Origin of the sequence: Jeotgalibaca sp. A122 (genome assembly GCF_052266715.1) — a bacterium.
Classification (GTDB): Bacteria; Bacillota; Bacilli; order Lactobacillales; family Aerococcaceae; genus Jeotgalibaca.
In genome coordinates this window covers 22,734-40,374 of record NZ_JBQPRB010000003.1, presented here as the reverse complement: position 1 = coordinate 40,374, position 17,641 = coordinate 22,734, and the positions used below count along the sequence as shown (strand labels likewise).

At 44.7% G+C, this 17,641-nt stretch carries 15 protein-coding genes; 1 reads left to right on the top strand and 14 read right to left on the bottom strand.

Going from position 1 to position 17,641, the window contains the following annotated elements:
• Nucleotides 1-143 precede the first annotated feature (143 nt).
• Nucleotides 144-908 carry an IclR family transcriptional regulator gene (locus tag ACTU7M_RS04450; protein ID WP_443473175.1) on the bottom strand — a complete coding sequence of 255 codons (765 nt, stop codon included), beginning with the start codon at nucleotides 906-908 and terminating at the stop codon, nucleotides 144-146.
• Between the two features lie 214 nt (nucleotides 909-1,122).
• Here ACTU7M_RS04450 and rpoN point away from each other — a divergent pair, with 214 nt between their 5' ends.
• The gene (gene rpoN, locus ACTU7M_RS04445) at nucleotides 1,123-2,421 is read left to right on the top strand and encodes an RNA polymerase factor sigma-54 (protein WP_443473174.1); all 1,299 of its coding nucleotides are present in this window, start codon (nucleotides 1,123-1,125) and stop codon (nucleotides 2,419-2,421) included.
• A gap of 179 nt (nucleotides 2,422-2,600) precedes the next feature.
• On the opposite strand, the gene ACTU7M_RS04440 is transcribed toward rpoN, so the two are convergent.
• The 13 genes from ACTU7M_RS04440 to ACTU7M_RS04380 all read right to left on the bottom strand — a co-directional run bounded on the left by ACTU7M_RS04440 (nucleotide 2,601) and on the right by ACTU7M_RS04380 (nucleotide 17,407).
• The gene (locus ACTU7M_RS04440; RefSeq protein WP_443473173.1) at nucleotides 2,601-3,542 is read right to left on the bottom strand and encodes a PTS system mannose/fructose/sorbose family transporter subunit IID; all 942 of its coding nucleotides are present in this window, start codon (nucleotides 3,540-3,542) and stop codon (nucleotides 2,601-2,603) included.
• A 17-nt stretch (nucleotides 3,543-3,559) separates the two neighbouring features.
• Nucleotides 3,560-4,357, bottom strand: a complete 798-nt coding sequence (locus ACTU7M_RS04435; RefSeq protein WP_443473172.1) for a PTS mannose/fructose/sorbose transporter subunit IIC — start codon at nucleotides 4,355-4,357, stop codon at nucleotides 3,560-3,562.
• Between the two features lie 25 nt (nucleotides 4,358-4,382).
• Nucleotides 4,383-5,354 (bottom strand): PTS sugar transporter subunit IIB, encoded by a 972-nt coding sequence (locus ACTU7M_RS04430; protein WP_443473171.1) that lies wholly within the window; start codon nucleotides 5,352-5,354, stop codon nucleotides 4,383-4,385.
• Nucleotides 5,355-5,365: 11 nt separating this feature from the next.
• Nucleotides 5,366-5,857 (bottom strand): PTS sugar transporter subunit IIB, encoded by a 492-nt coding sequence (locus tag ACTU7M_RS04425; protein WP_443473170.1) that lies wholly within the window; start codon nucleotides 5,855-5,857, stop codon nucleotides 5,366-5,368.
• A 169-nt stretch (nucleotides 5,858-6,026) separates the two neighbouring features.
• The gene (locus tag ACTU7M_RS04420) at nucleotides 6,027-8,819 is read right to left on the bottom strand and encodes a sigma-54-dependent transcriptional regulator (protein ID WP_443473386.1); all 2,793 of its coding nucleotides are present in this window, start codon (nucleotides 8,817-8,819) and stop codon (nucleotides 6,027-6,029) included.
• Between the two features lie 703 nt (nucleotides 8,820-9,522).
• The gene (locus tag ACTU7M_RS04415; RefSeq protein ID WP_443473169.1) at nucleotides 9,523-10,656 is read right to left on the bottom strand and encodes a sodium ion-translocating decarboxylase subunit beta; all 1,134 of its coding nucleotides are present in this window, start codon (nucleotides 10,654-10,656) and stop codon (nucleotides 9,523-9,525) included.
• Nucleotides 10,657-10,671: 15 nt separating this feature from the next.
• The gene (locus ACTU7M_RS04410) at nucleotides 10,672-11,013 is read right to left on the bottom strand and encodes a biotin/lipoyl-containing protein (RefSeq protein WP_443473168.1); all 342 of its coding nucleotides are present in this window, start codon (nucleotides 11,011-11,013) and stop codon (nucleotides 10,672-10,674) included.
• A 15-nt stretch (nucleotides 11,014-11,028) separates the two neighbouring features.
• Nucleotides 11,029-11,295, bottom strand: coding sequence for an OadG family protein (locus ACTU7M_RS04405; RefSeq protein WP_443473167.1), 267 nt, complete (start codon nucleotides 11,293-11,295; stop codon nucleotides 11,029-11,031).
• Nucleotide 11,296: 1 nt separating this feature from the next.
• Nucleotides 11,297-12,688 carry an oxaloacetate decarboxylase subunit alpha gene (locus tag ACTU7M_RS04400; RefSeq protein ID WP_443473166.1) on the bottom strand — a complete coding sequence of 464 codons (1,392 nt, stop codon included), beginning with the start codon at nucleotides 12,686-12,688 and terminating at the stop codon, nucleotides 11,297-11,299.
• Nucleotides 12,689-12,805: 117 nt separating this feature from the next.
• On the bottom strand, nucleotides 12,806-13,228 hold the full coding sequence (locus ACTU7M_RS04395) for an Hsp20/alpha crystallin family protein (protein ID WP_443473165.1): 423 nt from the start codon (nucleotides 13,226-13,228) through the stop codon (nucleotides 12,806-12,808).
• Between the two features lie 119 nt (nucleotides 13,229-13,347).
• Nucleotides 13,348-14,844 carry a carbon starvation CstA family protein gene (locus ACTU7M_RS04390; protein WP_443473164.1) on the bottom strand — a complete coding sequence of 499 codons (1,497 nt, stop codon included), beginning with the start codon at nucleotides 14,842-14,844 and terminating at the stop codon, nucleotides 13,348-13,350.
• Nucleotides 14,845-14,961: 117 nt separating this feature from the next.
• Entirely contained in the window at nucleotides 14,962-15,657 is a 696-nt protein-coding gene (locus tag ACTU7M_RS04385; protein ID WP_443473163.1) for a LytTR family transcriptional regulator DNA-binding domain-containing protein, read from the bottom strand.
• A complete protein-coding gene (locus tag ACTU7M_RS04380; protein WP_443473162.1) occupies nucleotides 15,638-17,407 on the bottom strand; it encodes a LytS/YhcK type 5TM receptor domain-containing protein in 1,770 nt (589 codons plus the stop codon). Before ACTU7M_RS04380 ends, ACTU7M_RS04385 begins: the two co-directional genes overlap by 20 nt.
• Nucleotides 17,408-17,641: the final 234 nt, after the last annotated feature.

Below are 17,641 nucleotides of genomic sequence, written 5' to 3'. Positions count from 1 at the left end.
TGCCTCTTAATATTCACATGCGTCAATCTTTTTTGTTACCGCTTACAAATTCACCCCTTTTTAAGTTCGACATTGTCGAACCGTGTTCATATATAGTTCCGAAAAAAAGTTTTTATCAGCGTGATTATTCAACCTAATAAAAACTAATTTTTTTGTATATATCCCATTTTTTCGGAAATTTGTTGTGCTGTTCTCAAAACGAGTTTTGTCACCATTTTGATTTTTCCTGGTGTCATCCGAAAAGTCGGACCGGAAACGCTGACTGCATAATGGACATTGCCCGTATAATCAAATATCGGTGCCGCTACACAATAAAGGCCCTTTGCATATTCCTCTTTATCATGCCCATAACCATTTTGTCTTATTCGTTCCAGTTCTTCCAACAGTTCTGCTTTCGTTGCGATGGAATGTGGCGTAAATGTCTCAAATTCATCAGGCAAATTCTCCAAAACGCTTTGACTGGAGAATGCCAATAGACATTTTCCGATACCCGTATTTTGTGCCGGAATCCTTGAGCCGATAGTCGTTGTGATGCGGATGGATTGTTGGGTTTCCCGTTTGTCCACATACATGACCTCTGAATCAACCAAGGTTCCTAGATGAACTGTCTCTTCGACCAAATCACAAAGATCATCAATAAACGGCCCGGCTACTTCAGTCACATCGATGGATTTTTTAACCAATTCTCCCATCTCCATCAGCTTTAAACCCAAGCGATACTTCTGGGTTTCCTCGTCCTGGTTCAATAAACCATTCCATTTCAAGGTGTTCACGATTCCGTGGGCGGTACTTTTACCGACATGCAATTGTTCGGCGATTTCCGTGAGGCGCCATTCCGGATTTCGCTCCGTAAAACAGTTCAAAACTTGGACCGCACGATCAATCGATTGAATTCTGCCATTGCTCATCTTGTTCCCTCATTCTTAATTTCTTGGCTCCATCGTAACAGATTCCCCTTCGTTTGTAAACGCTTTATTTGAAAAGGTTCAATATTATCGAACGCGATTCGTATAAATAAGAGGGTTCGTTTTTTAGAAGTCTTCTTTCTTTGAATGCGCTATCTATCAGCATTCATTTTGTTCTCTGCATGTGGTAGAATGAAGCCAGAAAGAAGGGGTTGATATGGAATTTAATCAGCAAATAAAGCAACAACAGGCACAAAAACAAGCATTTATTCCTAACCTCGTCCAAGGTATGGAAATGTTGCAATTAAATCGAATGGAATTATCCACTTACTTAAATAGCGTTTTACTGGGAAATCCTTTTATTGAGATGTCGGTAAATGAACCCTTAACCATTTCCGCTAAGGACGTTTCCACAAATGATGTTTCAGCGGTAATCGAGCAAACATCAGTGTATGAAGCATCCTTGTACGAGTTTTTACAGGAGCAGATTTATTTACTTTACCGGGACACGCCACTTAGGAAACTAATTTTTTGGTGGGCGGAACAACTTGACCCGCGTGGGTATGTCATGAAGACAATCAAAGAAGCGCAAGCGGAAACGCATGCTTCGGCAATCGAACTCCTGGATGGATTGACGTTATTGCAACAATTGGATCCGGCTGGTATCGGGGCACGGACGTTGCAGGAATGTTTAATGTTACAGACAGAACGGGTTGATTTTGCCCCAAATCTGGCTTACGTAGTCCTGGAGGAACATTACGAGGATTTGGTTCAGAAGAATTGGCAAAAAATTGCCGACCATTATGAAACGACATCGGATAAAATTGCGGAAATTTACCAATTCGTGCAACGCTTGACACCGGCACCCGCGGAAGCATTTGAAACGCGGACGAAGACAGTGCCTTACATTGTACCGGAGTTGATGGTGACTTTGGAAGACGGTGAGTTGGCGATTAAGGAGACGAAATACAAGACACCGTTGCTGACTTTGAACGCTAGTTATTTCGAGGAAATGAAAGCGATTGACGACGCAGAAGTTAAGGCATATGTGAATGCCAAGAAACAGGAATTCGATCAACTGCAGGCGAGCTTGATGAAGCGGAAAGAAACGGTCCTGACAGTAGGCACAGCCGTACTTTCGTATCAGCACGCGTTTTTCACAGAAGATAATAGTCCATTGAAACCACTGCAGTTAAAAGATGTGGCGGAAATGTGTAGGTTGAGCGAGTCAACCATTAGCCGTGCTGTACGGGAAACATTCGTTCAAACGCCGAAAGGAATTTTTGAGTTGAAGACGTTCTTGTCACGCCGCATGCAAAATAGCGAACAGTCTCGGGATGACGTATTGAACGTGTTGCAGGAATTAATTGCTGGCGAGGATCAGCATCGTCCCTACTCCGATCAGGCTTTGGTGGAGATGTTGGCGAAAAAAAATATTCAGGTTTCGCGCCGAGCCATAGCGAAATATCGGCAACAATTGAACATCCCTTCTTCAACCGATCGAAAAATAAAATAACAGGCTGTAAGTGCGGCGTTCATAGGAAATATTTTCTATGAACGCCGCTTTTTTGCCGAAAATGCGGCGTTAAAAACTATGAGCGTGAGCGGAACGCCGCACACACAAAATGCAAACAAAAAAAGCCCCACCCTGATAAACACCACGAAAATCAGGATGGGACTTTCTTTTATATTTTATTAACCTAAAATACCTAATACATAACCAATTGTACCAACAACAAACAATCCGAAGATGATTGTGATTGGGCTGACTTTTCTACGAAGTAACCACACGCATAGCAATGTCAAAGCTAATGGTGCAATACCTGGTAGTAATGAATCCAGTGTGCCTTGCAGCGTTGTCACTTGTTCTGTTGAAACGCTCAAGCCTGATTGAATTTCAGTCACGATGTTACGCAGCATATCGCCAGAAACAACGCCTTCGTTTACAGCGTCAGCAACGACACCGAAGTTAACGCGGTCTTGTTCAGCAACTTCCATACGGCTAAGTACCATCGGGAAGTTCATGCTTGTCCAACGTGGTACCAATACACCCATGATGAACATACCAAGAACAGAAGCACCTTGAGTCAGTTTTTGCATCAATCCGCCGCCCAAGTTTTGAGCGATGTTCCCACCTTGGACATAACCGAATTCTTGCGTGTACCACAAGAATGCCATACGGACAACGTTCCAAACTACGAAGAAAATAATTGGTCCCATCCAGTTTTCACTCAATGCCAGGGATGCCGCGAAAGCTCCTAATACCGGACGTAAGGTTCCCCAGAAAATTGGGTCACCCACACCAGCCAAAGGACCCATCATACCGATTTTAACCCCTTGAATAGCTGCGTTGTCGATGTCACGACCAGCTGCTTTTTCTTCTTCAAGTGTCAAAGTTACACCTAATACAGGTGCAGCTACGTATGGATGTGTATTAAAAAATTCCAAATGACGTTTCAAAGCTTCAGAACGGTCTTCTTTAGTTGTGTATAATTTTTTCAAAGCCGGGATCATTGCATACGCCCAACCCACGTTTTGCATACGCTCGAAGTTCCATGATGCTTGGAGGAATTGACTTCTCCAAGCAACGTGCAAACGATCTTTTTTAGTTAATTTATAATTGTTGTTTTCAGTCATTATTCTCATCGCTCCTTTTAATAGTCGTTCAAGATATCATCTAATGGGTCGCCGCCACCGCTTGTTGGACCCCCACCGCTTGTTTGGTTGAATTCAGGTGAGAATTGTAGGTAAAGAAGAGCCAATACGACACCGATAATACCCATTGCGATTAAGTTCAATTCACCGATTGCTGAAAGTGCGAATCCTAGAGCGAAGAACATCCATAGTTTTGGTGTTGCCATCATGTTAATAACCATTGCGTAACCTACTGCTACGATCATTCCACCACCAACAGCCAAACCACCTGTCAACCAGTCTGGAATACTGTTCAAACCAGCCGTTACTACATCAGCCGGAACAGCCAAGATTATAGCTGCTGGGATTGCGATACGTAGTCCTTGTAGCATCAAAGCACCCAAATGGTACATTTCAACGCCACGGAAAGATCCTTCTTCTGCTTTTTTGTCAGCACCGTGTGCCAAAACAACTGTTGCAGTACGAACGAACATTGTTAACACTTGACCAGCAACTGCCAAAGGAATTGCCAATGCAATACCTTCTGTAATACTAGCACCGTTAACGGTAACCAAGATTGCGGATGCGATTGAAGCCAAAGCAGCATCCGGTGCTACTGCAGCCCCGATGTTCATCCAGCCCAAGGCAATCAATTGCAAGGTACCACCAAGTAGTAAACCTTCCACTGGGTGACCTGTAACGATACCGATTAAAGTTGCTGCCAAAATTGGTTGGTGAAATTGAAACTCATCCAAAATACCTTCCATACCAGCAATAAATGCTACAACAAGAATTAAAATAACTGTAATAAAATTCATTTTGTAATCCCTCCTCTATATACTATTAAACAAATTTCGTTTTCTTCAATAATTCGTTCATGTTTTTACGTTGGTCTGATGGCACTTTACGAACATCAAACTTGATTCCTTTATCACTTAAAGCTTTCAAGGATTTAACGTCTTTTTCGTCTACAGACAATACGTTGTTAATCATGACTTTACCTTCTGAGTGAGCCATTGAGCCGATGTTTACTTCTTCAAGTTCAACGCCACCTTCAACGACACGCAGAACGTCCGTTGGGTTTTCAAATAAAAGCAATGCACGTGTTTTTCCGAAACGAGGATCTTTCCAGATTTCGATCATTTTGTCGATTGGAATAACGTTTGCTTTAACCCCTGGAGGTGCAGCTTGGGTAATCAATGATTTACGTAAATCATCTTTGGAAACCTCATCAGACACAACAATGATACGGGTCGGTTTAACGTCTTTAGACCATGCCGTTGCAACTTGTCCGTGCAATAAACGTGAGTCAACACGTGCCAAGCCGATATCGATACGGCCAGAACCCACTACCGTTCCTTCCGGAAGAGCTTGATTTGAAGCAACAGGACCGTTTGTTTGCGGTGTAGCAACTTCGCCTAGTGATTCCGGTTTCACTTTTACGTTTTCTTGCGCCACAGGTACAATTGCTTTGGCAATAGCATGTGATTCATTCATGGAATAGCGTGCTGTTAAAGCTTCGATTAACATCGGTAAGCTCAATCCTGCAACGATTGCCCATTTGTCCTTGTTTTGTTCGTAAAGGCTGTTTGCCTGATTGAACGGTGTTCCGCCCCACAAGTCTGCCAATACCAACACTTCATCTGTATCGAAAGAAGCGGCTGCATCTTCGATTTTTTTCCGGATATCATCCGGACCTTCGCTTGGTTGCAATACCACTGCTTCGACATTTTCTTGTTCACCAACAATCATCGTTGCGGATTGCAAGATGCCTTGAGCGAATTCACCGTGGCTTGCTATAATAATTCCAACCATTCATTTCCCTCCTAGATATGGTTCCCTTTTTTTAATATCTCCATCAACATCTGCTTCCGATCACTCGGAACTTTCCGGACTTCCAATTCAATTTCCTTTGAATCCAGAAATTTAAATGCTTCGATATCCCTTTCATCAACTGAAATGAAATGCGTAATCATCTTCTTATCTCCGGTAAACTTCATCCCACCGATATTCACTGATTTGAAATAAACGCCTCTTTTATAGACAGTGGCAACATCTGATGGATTCGTAAATAAGAGCAAAACCTTCACATTCATAAACATGGGGTGAAAATATACTTCAACGAGTTTATCTAATGTGACGACATGTGATTTAATATCGGGTGGTGCTGCTTGGCTTACCAAAGCTTTTGAAATGGGATTCGCGGCTACTTCGTCACTGACAACCAGAATGCGACTGATCCGGGTATCTTTCGCCCACGTAATCGCAACTTGACCATGAAGCAAGCGGTCATCAATACGAACCAACTGGATGTCCATTTGCATCTCCTTTCTAGTGTGATTGGGCACACTCTGTACCCTTCACTATATATATGCAAGAAGCGTGCCAACTTTTTGATGTATAAAAACGCTTCATATCAAGGTTTGTGTCAATACACAAAAAAAGATACACTAACACATTGTGTTGTTAGTGTATCTTTTCGATTGTTCAGCTTAATAGTGTATCCAGTTCATCGAGATTGCCTTTTTCCTTTTTGACGAAATAAGCGATGTAGTCGTATTCCTCTTCAGGGATGCGAATAGCCAATGCCCGTTCAAAATGGCGAATTGCCTGGATAATAGCGCTATCCCGCTCTTCACGTTTGATTGTGTTCGCAACGCGTGCCAAAGGGTCTTGGTTAATGAGTCGTTCCAACACCCCACCCATGTGGAGTGCTAAATTAATGTGGAACGCATAACCCGGCTCGGGATGATACTGTAACCCCGCACACTCATCCACAAATTCCCAGAGTATCGGCATAACCTTCTTTGGATTTAAGAACGTATAGTGCTCTTCCAGGAATTGGTAAATTAATTTTTGGGCTGCACCTGCTTCTTGAATGGCTTCTGAAGGGGCAACAGCCGTTAAATCATTAATTTTTTCGATCAGTTCCTGCGAATTTTTCTCGATGAATTTTTCCAAAGGAATAAAGGGTGCGGTCAGTTTCGGATCGACAATCCCTGTTGTGGCAATGATGGTATAACGATCTTCCCATAGTTTCAAGTTTTGATCCAAATCCGCAATGGATGTGGTCAACACTTTTAAATGGTTTTCTTTTTGTTCCGCCAATGGTTTTTCAATGATTTCTTTCAGTTTACGAGCGGTCCCTTCCCCACTCGCACAAATGGCAATCATCACCGGTGGCTTGGGTAAAGTCTGGAATTTATCCCGATTATCGGAGGCCGTATTCGCATAGCCACTGAAACGGTCGAGGCTTTCATGTAAAATTTCTAAATCTGCATCGACCAAGGAGGCTTTACGCGCACCTTCCAGAACGAGTGCGGTTGATACCATCTGAATAGTACGGACCTGAATGCCCGTTTCCTTGATCAAATTGGCTTCGAAGGTCGTCAAGGACCCCATATCCACCATCAAGAGGACGCCACTGCCCTCGTTTGCCTGGATAACGGCGTGTTTTACTTTTTCATAAGCGATAGCCGGTGACATATCAAGTGGCATATCGACGGCGATGATACCGGTAAAATCCAGGAGTTCCTCGGCGACTTTGGCCATGCTGGTAGCGGTGGAATTGCCATGTGTCACGACGACTACCCCGATGCGACCGGTAACTTGTTCTTCCTGAAGTGAAACAAGGAGGACAGTCAGGTAATAGATTTCGTTTTCCGGAACATCGACGCCAAAGTAGTCCGCGATACGGTCTTTCAAAAAGCGTGCAACGGCCATTTCATTGGGAAAACCCAGTGCCATATCCTTGATTCGGTCGTTCAAGTAACGGATTTCGCCGATTTGAATATTGTTCAAGAGCGAGCTGATGTGTAGGCTGACGGCGTAAATGTAGTTGTGTTTGAATGCGGTATTGAGTGAATTTTCAATTTCCCCCGAAACCTCATGCACGAATTGGATGACTTCTTTGGATACGACTTCAGCGAGACGAGAGTCAGTCTGCAAGGAGAATCCGTGGTTCTTATAAAAGGATTTTAGATGGACATTGATATCGGTCGAAATGTATTGGTTGATCGACTCAGGGTCCAATCCTTCCGCTTCAAGGAGCGTCGCTTTGTCGCCGATGATGTCGTAAAGGTTATACGGCAGTTCGTAGGCATCGGTTTCGATTTGGTAGAATGGTTCATTTGGTTTAACGGTAATCTGGGCTTCGGAAATTTTGGCGAGTTCAGAGCGTGTTCGTGCGTTAGCGGACTGGCCAACCAGATGGGACTGAATAGACTCCGGTAAATCGCGAACGGTCAAGACGATTTGGTCCTGGCTGAGTTGGTTCATGAAGCCACGGGCACAGACCAGTTGGATACCGGATTTTAGCTGCCCGACATTCCCGTAGCCCACACTGGCAATCAGGGCTTTAACCACATCTTCGGTCAAGGTAATCTCTTTCTGGATACGGGTTGCTTCCAGGCTGGCCATCAATTTGACAAGGTCAAGTTGCTCGCTGATGGTGCGTTCCTTGAATGATGGTAACTGGATGACAATCGGGATTCGGCGCATAAAAGTATCCAGGAAGGTTGATTTCGGATCTTCGGTCGTGGCACAAACGATACGCACATTGGCAGCGCGGTTACGGCCCGACTCACCTAGGCGACTGTACATGCCGGTGTCCATGAAATAGAAAATCATTTCCTGCCCCTCTGGCGGAAGACGGTGGATTTCATCCAGGAACAGCATGCTTTGATCTGCTTCTTGGATGAGACCATCTTTCGAACCCGTTGCGCCCGTAAAAGCACCTTGGCTGTAGCCGAATAGTTGGCTCATCAACAGTTGCGGGTTGTTGGCGTAGTCGGCACAGTTGAAAACCACGAGTTCTTTGTCATTTGGTATGATGCCGTTGGACTTGGCAAAATCGAACATGGCATGTGCGAAATAGGATTTACCCGAACCAGTTTGGCCTGTGATAAGTGTATTCAGGCCTTTTGGTGGGTAAAGGACCGCTGCTTTTGCTTGTTCCACCGCATTTTTCATACTACTGTTGGCGCCGATCATCGTTCGGAAAACGTCTTGTTTGTTACTGATGGTTGGCTGTTTTGTGGTTGGGCGGCGGATCGCTTCTTTGTAACTGGGAACGTGTTTGGAAAGTGGCTCGTGTGGGGTTATTTTCACCAAAAGATAACGAACGGGACGGCCGTCAGTCTTGAAAAGTTTGCCTTCGCGCACGAGTTGGTTCAGGTCCTTGGAAACGTTGGTGCGTTGGATGTCGAGTGCATCCGCTATCATTTTCGTAGTTGGCCCATGCCCCAATTCAATTTCCTGGTCGGTTAGTGTATGCGTCATTTCCTTGATATAGTGGTAAATTCGGTCTTTCCGGTTCACTGTATTCACCCTCCGTGATTAATACTGTATCGTCTTATATATTATACACTAATTTTTGTGTGGGGTATTGAGTTACGGTTTATAGTTAGAAGTTATCGGTGCGGCGTTAATTTACTTATTCGATGTTTAACGCCGCACTTGGGTGGCTTAGTGCGGCGTTCCTGAAATTTCTATTGGCTTAACGTCGCATTTTCGCTCCAAATGCGGCGTTAAGGAACTTTATTTCCCGCCAACGCCGCACTTTTGCCAAAAATGTGGCGTTGGCGGAATGAGAATTGTCAGAACGCCGCACCTTGTATTTTTAGACTTAAAACAGAAACCTGGAACAGGCTTCGCCCTTCCTGGTTCTTTATTGACGTTGTCTGCATAACTATTTTGATTTTGCAGATAGTTGTGCAATTTTTACACTTATTCTTATGTAAAGTCCTGCTCGATTCCCGATAATCCTTACAAATCCCATTTGTGTGAGAAGCTAGTCGGCCCGGCCAAGCGCGTTTCTAAAAAAACGACGATTAGCAATTTTCTAAACAGCTAATCGTCGTTAATTATCGATTTTGCGCCTATTAGATAGTCGCCCATTTCATAACCGTCGCATTTTTGGAAAATCACGACGGTTAGCCCAACAATAAAAAATTTTCGTCGTCCCAACTAAACTTAAGTCCCACTATGATCCGAAATAAGATAACAATACCCCGGCCGCTACAGCGGAGCCAATCACACCCGCTACGTTTGGTCCCATGGCGTGCATCAATAAATAATTGGAAGAATTGTATTTAATCCCCTCTTTTTGCACAACACGAGCGGCCATCGGAACCGCGGAAACCCCCGCCGCCCCAATCAATGGATTAATTTTGCCACCGGATAGTTTGTACATTAATTTGCCCATCAGAACCCCGGCTGCCGTTCCGACCGAGAACGCGAACAGACCCATGAAGATAATTTTCAATGTGGTTGCGGAAAGAAACAATTCTCCAGTTGCCTTCGCCCCAACCGTGACACCCAGTAAAATCGTCACGATATACATCATCGCATTTTGCAGGGTTTCCGTTAGTTTCGGCACCTGCCCACTTTCACGAATCAAGTTCCCTAACATCAACATACCAATTAAAGCAGTGGCAGACGGTACTAGCAAACTCACGAATAAAGTCGTTACGATGGGAAATAAAATCCGTTCACGCTTGGTAACCGGGCGAAGTTGCTTCATCGGTGTTTTCCGTTCTTCTTCCGTTGTCAAAAAACGCATAATCGGCGGCTGGATAATGGGCACCAGGGCCATATATGAATAAGCAGCCAAAGCGATAATAGGTAGGATATGACTTGCCAAGCGAGTCGTTAAATAAATGGCAGTCGGTCCATCCGCTCCGCCAATAATCCCAACGGAGGCGGCTTCTTCAGGAGTCATACCTAATGCCAGAGCACCTAGAAAAGCTGCGAAAATCCCGAATTGTGCGGCACCACCCAATAAGAGCGTTTTAGGGTTGGCCAATAAAGGACCGAAATCCGTTGAGGCGCCTAAACATAGAAAAATGAGGGGTGGATAAATACCTAAATCAGTTCCCTGGAATAAATAATAAAGCAAGCCACCGGGATTGTCATTTTGCGGCGGGCTCATCAAACCAGCCAGAGGTAAATTCACCAGTAAAATCCCAAATGCAATCGGAATCAGTAGATACGGTTCATACCCTTTGCGAATGGCTAAAAACAAAAATACACAGGCGATCACAATCATGATCAACTCTTTATAGGTCATGTTGGCAATTCCTGACACATACCAAAGTTCCATCAGTTGCTCAAACAAGCGAATCGCTCCTTTCTACATGATGACAAGGTCTTGGCCGGAATCCACAGCGTCGTTCGGTTTCACCAAAATTTCCTTGATTGTCCCATCATGTGGGGCTATGATTTCATTTTCCATTTTCATTGCTTCCAAAATAACCAAATGGTCGCCGGTTTTAACGTTTTGGCCCGCTTGCACCAAAACGCGTAAAATGGTTCCCGACATCGGAGCCGTTACTTTTTCACCACTTGCCGTTGGTACCACAGGTTTGGATTTGGGTATCGGTTTCTCCCCAACATCCATTTCTTCATCATCCGGAAGCTCCCGGACTTTCACTTGATAAACTTGGCCGTCGATTTCGATTTCATAATTTTTCATCTGCCGTTTCCTCCTCTACTTAATCCGTTTCACTTCCACGACTTCGTACTTTTTAGCAGGGTTGGTTTCATGTGCTGCAATAATCGCCGTCAACACGGCAACTGTTTCGCGCTGCTTATCCGGAATCAAGTCCGGAGAAACAGCAGGCACTTCCATTTTTGACTCTGCCGAAAAACGGTGTACTAATTCCGTCAATCCCCACAAGGACGCGAGGACGCTAAATACAAAAACCATGGAAATGACTGTCACAACAAGGCCATCCATCATATTGAAGCTTTCCATGTTAATCCCTCCTATAGCGCGCCTGGATGCGGATTGGTTGATCAGTGTCATCGGGTTGATATTTTCTTTCCAAATAAGCCTTCCCGACTTCCGGGAACAACGCGTAGGTCAACACATCCTCATCCGTCTTCGCCAACGCTCCCAGTTCTTCTTTCAGTCGCGTGAACTCAGGTTCCAAATGATCCGCTGGGCGGTCGGTCATGACGCCCTCGCCGGGTATGATTGATTCCCGGAATTTATCTGTCACCGGCACCGGTGTTTTCCCATATTTACCACGCAGATAATCCTTAATTTCATTCGGCACCAGTTTGTACTTTTCACCAGACAACACATTGAAAACGGCTTGGGTCCCGACCATTTGACTCATCGGCGTCACGAGTGGTGGAAAACCTAAATCTGCCCGCACATTCGGCACTTCCCGCAACACCTCATCGAATCGTTCACCGGCTTTCGCTTTCTTCAGTTGTGAATTCAGATTCGACAGCATTCCACCCGGTACTTGATAAATCAAGGCTTTGGGATCGGCAAACATCATTTTCGCATCCAATTCCCCCGAATCTAGATATTTATCCCGCACCCCTTTAAAATAATCCGCCACTTCTTCCAATTTATCGATATCCAAGTGCGAGTGATAACCCAATTCCTCAAGCGCCAAAGCAATGGCCTCTGTAGCTGGTTGACTCGTCCCTTCCGCAAATGGTGAAATGGCGCAGTCAATCATATCCGCCCCCGCTTCCACCGCCGCTAAATACGTCATTTGCGCAATCCCGCTCGTGGAATGCGTATGAATATTCAGAGGCACCGTAATCACTTTCTTAATTTCTGTCACTAGCTCTCGGGCCACTTTAGGCGTCAGAATACCCGCCATATCCTTGATACAAATCGAATCCGCACCCATTTGGGAAAAACGCTGCGCGAGATCCACGTAATAGGCCACTGTATGCACATCGCTGATGGTATAACAAATTGCAAGCTGCGCATGCGCTCCGTATTTCTTGACGGCCTTCACCGATGCCTCAACATTACGTGGGTCGTTCAAAGCATCAAAAATGCGAAAAATATCGATTCCGTTCGTGGCGGCCTGCTTGACAAATGCATCCACAATATCATCGGCGTAATGGCGATAGCCGATCAAATTCTGGCCACGCAGCAACATCATTAACTTCGTATCCGGCGCCCGTTTACGAATTTCGCGCAGGCGTTCCCACGGGTCTTCGTTTAAAAAACGAATAGCGGCATCATACGTCGCCCCGCCCCAACACTCCAAAGCATAATAGCCCGCCTGATTCATTGTTTCCACAATCGGCAACATGTCTTTTGTGGACATCCGCGTTGCCATTAAACTCTGGTGGGCATCCCGGAGTACGGTTTCATTGATTTTCACTTCGCTCAATCAACTCACTCCTTTTCACTTGACTATGCAACATAACATACTTTAATTGTAAAGTTCTTTGTAAGCGGTGTCAATATGACAATAAAAAGCCCCAGGTAGGTTCCTGGGGGTTTAATCTTATTGAATATCAATACGTCTCGTGGTTGGTGTTTCCGGTTCTTTTTTCGGCAGTTCTACAGTCAAAACACCATCTTTGAATGTTGCTGTAACATTTTCCTCATCCACATCACGAAGCAAGAACTGACGGCTGTATGAACGCATTGAACGTTCCCGGCGAATATAATTACCCTTTTCATCGGTTTCATCTTTACCCATTTCACTTTTTGCTGAGATTGACAAAATATTGTCGCGATAATCAAGATGAATATCCTCTTTGGCTAATCCAGGCAAATCCGCTTCAAGCACATATTTGTCATCTAGTTCCTTAATGTCCGTGTTGAAGTTACCCTCATTGTTACGAAAGAATTGATCGAAAGCGTCGTCGAAGTTACTTTTTCCTAAGTCCCACAAGTTACGTCTGGATGGAAACCAGTTACTCATTTTTCTTCACCCTTTCTATTTGTCTTCCACCCATAGTTTACGCTCAGTTGGAAGCGTTGTCAAAAAAACCAACAAACACAAAAATAACCCCCAGAGCACCAACACTCCGGGGGTTTCTTTTATGAAGTGGCAACTGCCACTTCTTCATCACTATAAGTTCCAATTGGTAAATGGTCGTTCAGCAGCATATCGTCTGGATTCAGGCTTTCTTTTTGCTTGCGTCCACTGATGCCGAAGATGGCTAAAATCAATAGGGTCAGTACCATACCGACGAGATAAGCCGGTGTTGTCAAGCCCATACCCAAGCCAATTGGTTCGCTCAAGATATATACCACGACTGCATAAAGCATGAATGATGCGGGTACCAGCGTTACCAGGAAGTTACGTTCTTTCAAATATAAGTAGCGTGTTGAAACAAGTAAAGAAATGACGGCTGTCACTTGATTGGCCCAGTTGAAATAACGCCACAATAAGTTGAAGTCCACTTGTGTCAAGAAGAAGGAGATTACATACAACGGAATTGTTATAGCCAAGATTTTCTTTAAAGTGTCCTGCTTAATATGCAAGTAGTCCGCCAAGACAATCCGTAAACTCCGGAATGCTGATAGACCGGAAGAAATTGGTAGCACAATGACGCCTACAATGGCGATTGTTCCAAAGAAACTACCCAATAGCATGTAAGAAACTTCGTTCACCACAACAGATGCTGTTCCAGCATCAATCATGCCGCTCAATGTTTGGCCATTGAAAAGAGCCATTGCAGCAGCAGCCCAAATCATGGCAATAACGCCTTCAGCAATCATCATGCCATAGAAAGTGAAGCGACCTTCTTTTTCATTTGTACTTGTCCGGGAAACCATTGGCGCTTGTGTTGCATGGAAACCAGAGATAGCACCACAGGAAACCGTAAAGAATAGTCCTGGAAAAATAGCCAAACCTTTTGGATGGAAGTTTTTCATCGCTCCCATTGTTAGTTCAGGGATGGTGTGTCCTCCCGCAATCAAGGAAATGCCGATCGCAAACGTACTTAAAATGAGTACGGCCCCAAACCAAGGGTAAACTTTACCCATTGCCTTATCGATCGGTAACAGGGTTGAAACGAGATAATAGACAAAAATTAACGCAGTAATCACACCGATCGATAACCAACTTGGCGTGATCGAGTTAATTAAATTAGCTGGCGAAGTCACAAATACGGTCGCCACTAACATCAACAATAGCATCGTAAAGATATTCACGATATGCTTTACAAATTTCCCTAAATACTTACTTGCGAGTTCAGGCAATTGTGCACCGTCATTCCGCAATGAAATCATCCCAATCATGTAATCATGCACTGCACCGGCGAAAATACATCCGACTACAATCCAGACATAAGCGATTGGTCCATACAGAGCTCCCATGATTGGTCCGAAAATAGGCCCCGTTCCAGCAATATTCAACAATTCAATAATAGCGTTTTTACCTTTTGACATCGGTACAAAGTCGTATCCATCCTTTAAAACTTCAGCTGGCGTTTTGCGATCGGGTTCGATTTGGAAATTCTTTTCAATATATTTTGAATAAAAGAAATAACCGCCCAACAACAACATGATTCCTCCAAATAATGTCAGCATTTTAACTCCTCCTCTTTTGTAGTTTTACTTGTTTCCATTCTACAAAAGAAAGCGCGTTCAAGGTTCGTTTAACGGCGAAATGCAGCTTTTAGGAGGTGAGTTGCTTTTTTTATGGGGTCAAATGCCAACCCGTTTGCGGAAATCTTTCAAATAGGAGCGTCCGACCGGTACCTTGGCGTCATTCGTCATTGTCAGTTGGTAAGTATTATTAAACCAAGGCTGAATTTCTTTTATTTCCTCAAGATTTATCAAAAAGGAGCGTTGTACCCGCATAAACATTGTAGCGGGCAAGCTCCCCTCCCATTGACTCAATGTTTCGTGAGTGACATAGGCTTCGGTATGCGTCGCCACAGTTGTTTCGTTGTTGTCGACACTAACGACGACGATTTCTTCCGGTTTTACCAAGTAAATCCGTTCATCTGAGTGGATTGCTATCGTCTCCGGCTGCGTGTCCGGCAAACGACGGTTTACTTTTTCAATCGCCGCTTCCACGCGCTCGGGAGCGAATGGTTTCAATATATAATCAGTGGCATTCAGTTCAAAGGCTTTGACCGCATATTCGTCATAGGCGGTTGCGAAGACGATTTGCGGTGGATTTGCAAAGTGTTTTATTTTTTCAGCAAGCGAGATGCCGCTTTCGTCCATGAGATGGATATCCAGGAAAAGCAGGTCTATCGGCTGCTGCAGCATTTTTTCCAACGCTTCGGAAATGGTAGCGGCCTGCTGAATATCGGTCACAGCCGGATTCTGGGAAACGAGAAAACGTAGTTCATCACGTGCTAATGGCTCATCGTCAACAATCAGGATACGCATGGGATTCCTCCTTGGTTTGTAATGGGATGCGGCTGGTTATGGTTGTGCCTGTGTCTGATGTCGTGAATTGGAGCGCCGCAACTGGACCGTAAAGATTAATCAGACGTTTGTTCAGGTTGTCAAGGGCTGTTCCGGAGCCGTGATTGGACTGGACGGGTTCCTTGCCGAGTTTACTTAGAACAGCTTTGTTGATGCCGTGGCCATTGTCCGTGATTTGGACGTGGAGATTTGCTGTTTCTTTTTGGATGGATACGTGTACGTGGTTGCCGGTTTGGCGATTTTTAAAAGCATGGCGAATGGCGTTTTCGACGAGGTTCTGCAAAATAAACGGCGGAACCAGAGCGTTTTGTAAGTTTGGTTGGATCGCAAAAGTGACGGTATAACGGTCCGGGAAACGCGCGAATTCCAGTTCCAGATAGCTATGGAGTTGCGCAAGCTCCTGCTCCAACGGTATTTGCGACAGACGCGCTCCCTGAAGGTTAGCGCGCAAGAAGTGACTCAGTTCCAAAACAAGTTTCCGTGCTTTCTCACTATCGATGCGGATCAAGGATGAGATTGTATTCATGGCGTTAAAGAGAAAATGTGGATTTACTTGCGCTTGCAAGGAATCAATTTCTGCCTGCTTTAAAAGTTTGGTTTCGTTCTCACGCTCACCGAGTTCGATTTGGGTGGAGAAAATACTCCCCAAACCTTCTGCCAATTGACGCTCGACATAAGTCAACTCGTTTTCATCGGTGAAATAGAGTTTTAATGTACCTATGACTTGATTTTTTGATTTCAAAGGAATAACAATCGCCGCTGCCAAGGGACAGTTGGGATTGTCACAGTCTATTTCGCGTTTGGAACGGGCTTCCTTGATTTCGCCTTCCGCCAGGACTTGTTTCGATAGCCCGGTTACAATTTCACGGGTTGGTTTGTGATGGTCGCTCCCAGCTCCAACGTGGGCTAAAATTTGATTTTTGTCCGTCAGGCTGACGGCGGATACTTTAATGAATCGTTTAATGATTTGAGCGACAGCAGTAGCCGACTGCTGATTCAAGCCGGAGCTGAAATACGGCAATGTTTCGTTCGTGAGTTGCAGAACATCGTGGGTCTGCACTGCTTTGGCCATTTCTTCCTGCTTCAAGGTTGTCTCGATGATAGATAGAAAGATAGCTGTTCCGATGCTGTTGGCACCGATCATCGGAATGGCAATGAACATGACGAGTTCGCGGGCTGAAGCAAAATCGCTGCTGAAGATCAAAATCATCAGCATTTGGACGATTTCCATGGCGATCCCCACCAGAAAACCTTCTTTACTGGATGGAAATCGATTCTTTTTACTGGAACGAGCGCCGTATACTCCGGATAGTAATCCGATTGAAATGGAAGAAATGACATAAATGTGGACATCCACTCCTCCCTGGAAATAACGGATAATGGCCGACAGGACACCAACTGCTGTTCCAACGAGCGGCCCACCGATAAGTCCCGAAACCCCAATGGTCAAAACACGCGTGTTCGCGAGAGATGAGCCCGGTCCCAATTGGGAAAATAATTGTTCAACGATGACGCGGTTTTCATCAATTTCAACACCGGTAAAATTGGAAATGACTGCGAAAACGCCGAATATAAAAACTAGGATGGCTTGGGTCCTGACAGATTTCCGGTGAGCCAATAGGTCCCGCACCTTCGTGCTATTCATCAGCAAATAAGCCAATAGGATAATCAGGCCCGACCTTAATAGCATTAAAAAAAGTAAAGCAATCATGTGCACCCCTCCCTTTTCTCTCATTTTATTCCATTTTACTATACTTCTTTATTTGTGGGATGAATGATTTGCTTTGGTGCGGCGTTCCTGAAATTCTGATTGCCTAAACACCGCATTTTCACCTCAAATGCGGCGTTTAGAATTTTCGAGTGCCATGAACGCCGCATTTTTTAAAAAAATGCGGCGATAACGGCTCATCACATACCGGAACGCCGCACTTCAAGCGATTATGGC

Coding starts and splice junctions, on each gene's coding strand:
- ACTU7M_RS04450 (WP_443473175.1), bottom strand. CDS start 908: ATGAGCAATGGCAGAATTCAATCGATTGATCGTGCGGTCCAAGTTTTG.
- rpoN (WP_443473174.1), top strand. CDS start 1,123: ATGGAATTTAATCAGCAAATAAAGCAACAACAGGCACAAAAACAAGCA.
- ACTU7M_RS04440 (WP_443473173.1), bottom strand. CDS start 3,542: ATGACTGAAAACAACAATTATAAATTAACTAAAAAAGATCGTTTGCAC.
- ACTU7M_RS04435 (WP_443473172.1), bottom strand. CDS start 4,357: ATGAATTTTATTACAGTTATTTTAATTCTTGTTGTAGCATTTATTGCT.
- ACTU7M_RS04430 (WP_443473171.1), bottom strand. CDS start 5,354: ATGGTTGGAATTATTATAGCAAGCCACGGTGAATTCGCTCAAGGCATC.
- ACTU7M_RS04425 (WP_443473170.1), bottom strand. CDS start 5,857: ATGGACATCCAGTTGGTTCGTATTGATGACCGCTTGCTTCATGGTCAA.
- ACTU7M_RS04420 (WP_443473386.1), bottom strand. CDS start 8,819: ATGACGCATACACTAACCGACCAGGAAATTGAATTGGGGCATGGGCCA.
- ACTU7M_RS04410 (WP_443473168.1), bottom strand. CDS start 11,013: ATGAAAAATTATGAAATCGAAATCGACGGCCAAGTTTATCAAGTGAAA.
- ACTU7M_RS04405 (WP_443473167.1), bottom strand. CDS start 11,295: ATGGAAAGCTTCAATATGATGGATGGCCTTGTTGTGACAGTCATTTCC.
- ACTU7M_RS04395 (WP_443473165.1), bottom strand. CDS start 13,228: ATGAGTAACTGGTTTCCATCCAGACGTAACTTGTGGGACTTAGGAAAA.
- ACTU7M_RS04390 (WP_443473164.1), bottom strand. CDS start 14,844: ATGCTGACATTATTTGGAGGAATCATGTTGTTGTTGGGCGGTTATTTC.
- ACTU7M_RS04385 (WP_443473163.1), bottom strand. CDS start 15,657: ATGCGTATCCTGATTGTTGACGATGAGCCATTAGCACGTGATGAACTA.
- ACTU7M_RS04380 (WP_443473162.1), bottom strand. CDS start 17,407: ATGATTGCTTTACTTTTTTTAATGCTATTAAGGTCGGGCCTGATTATC.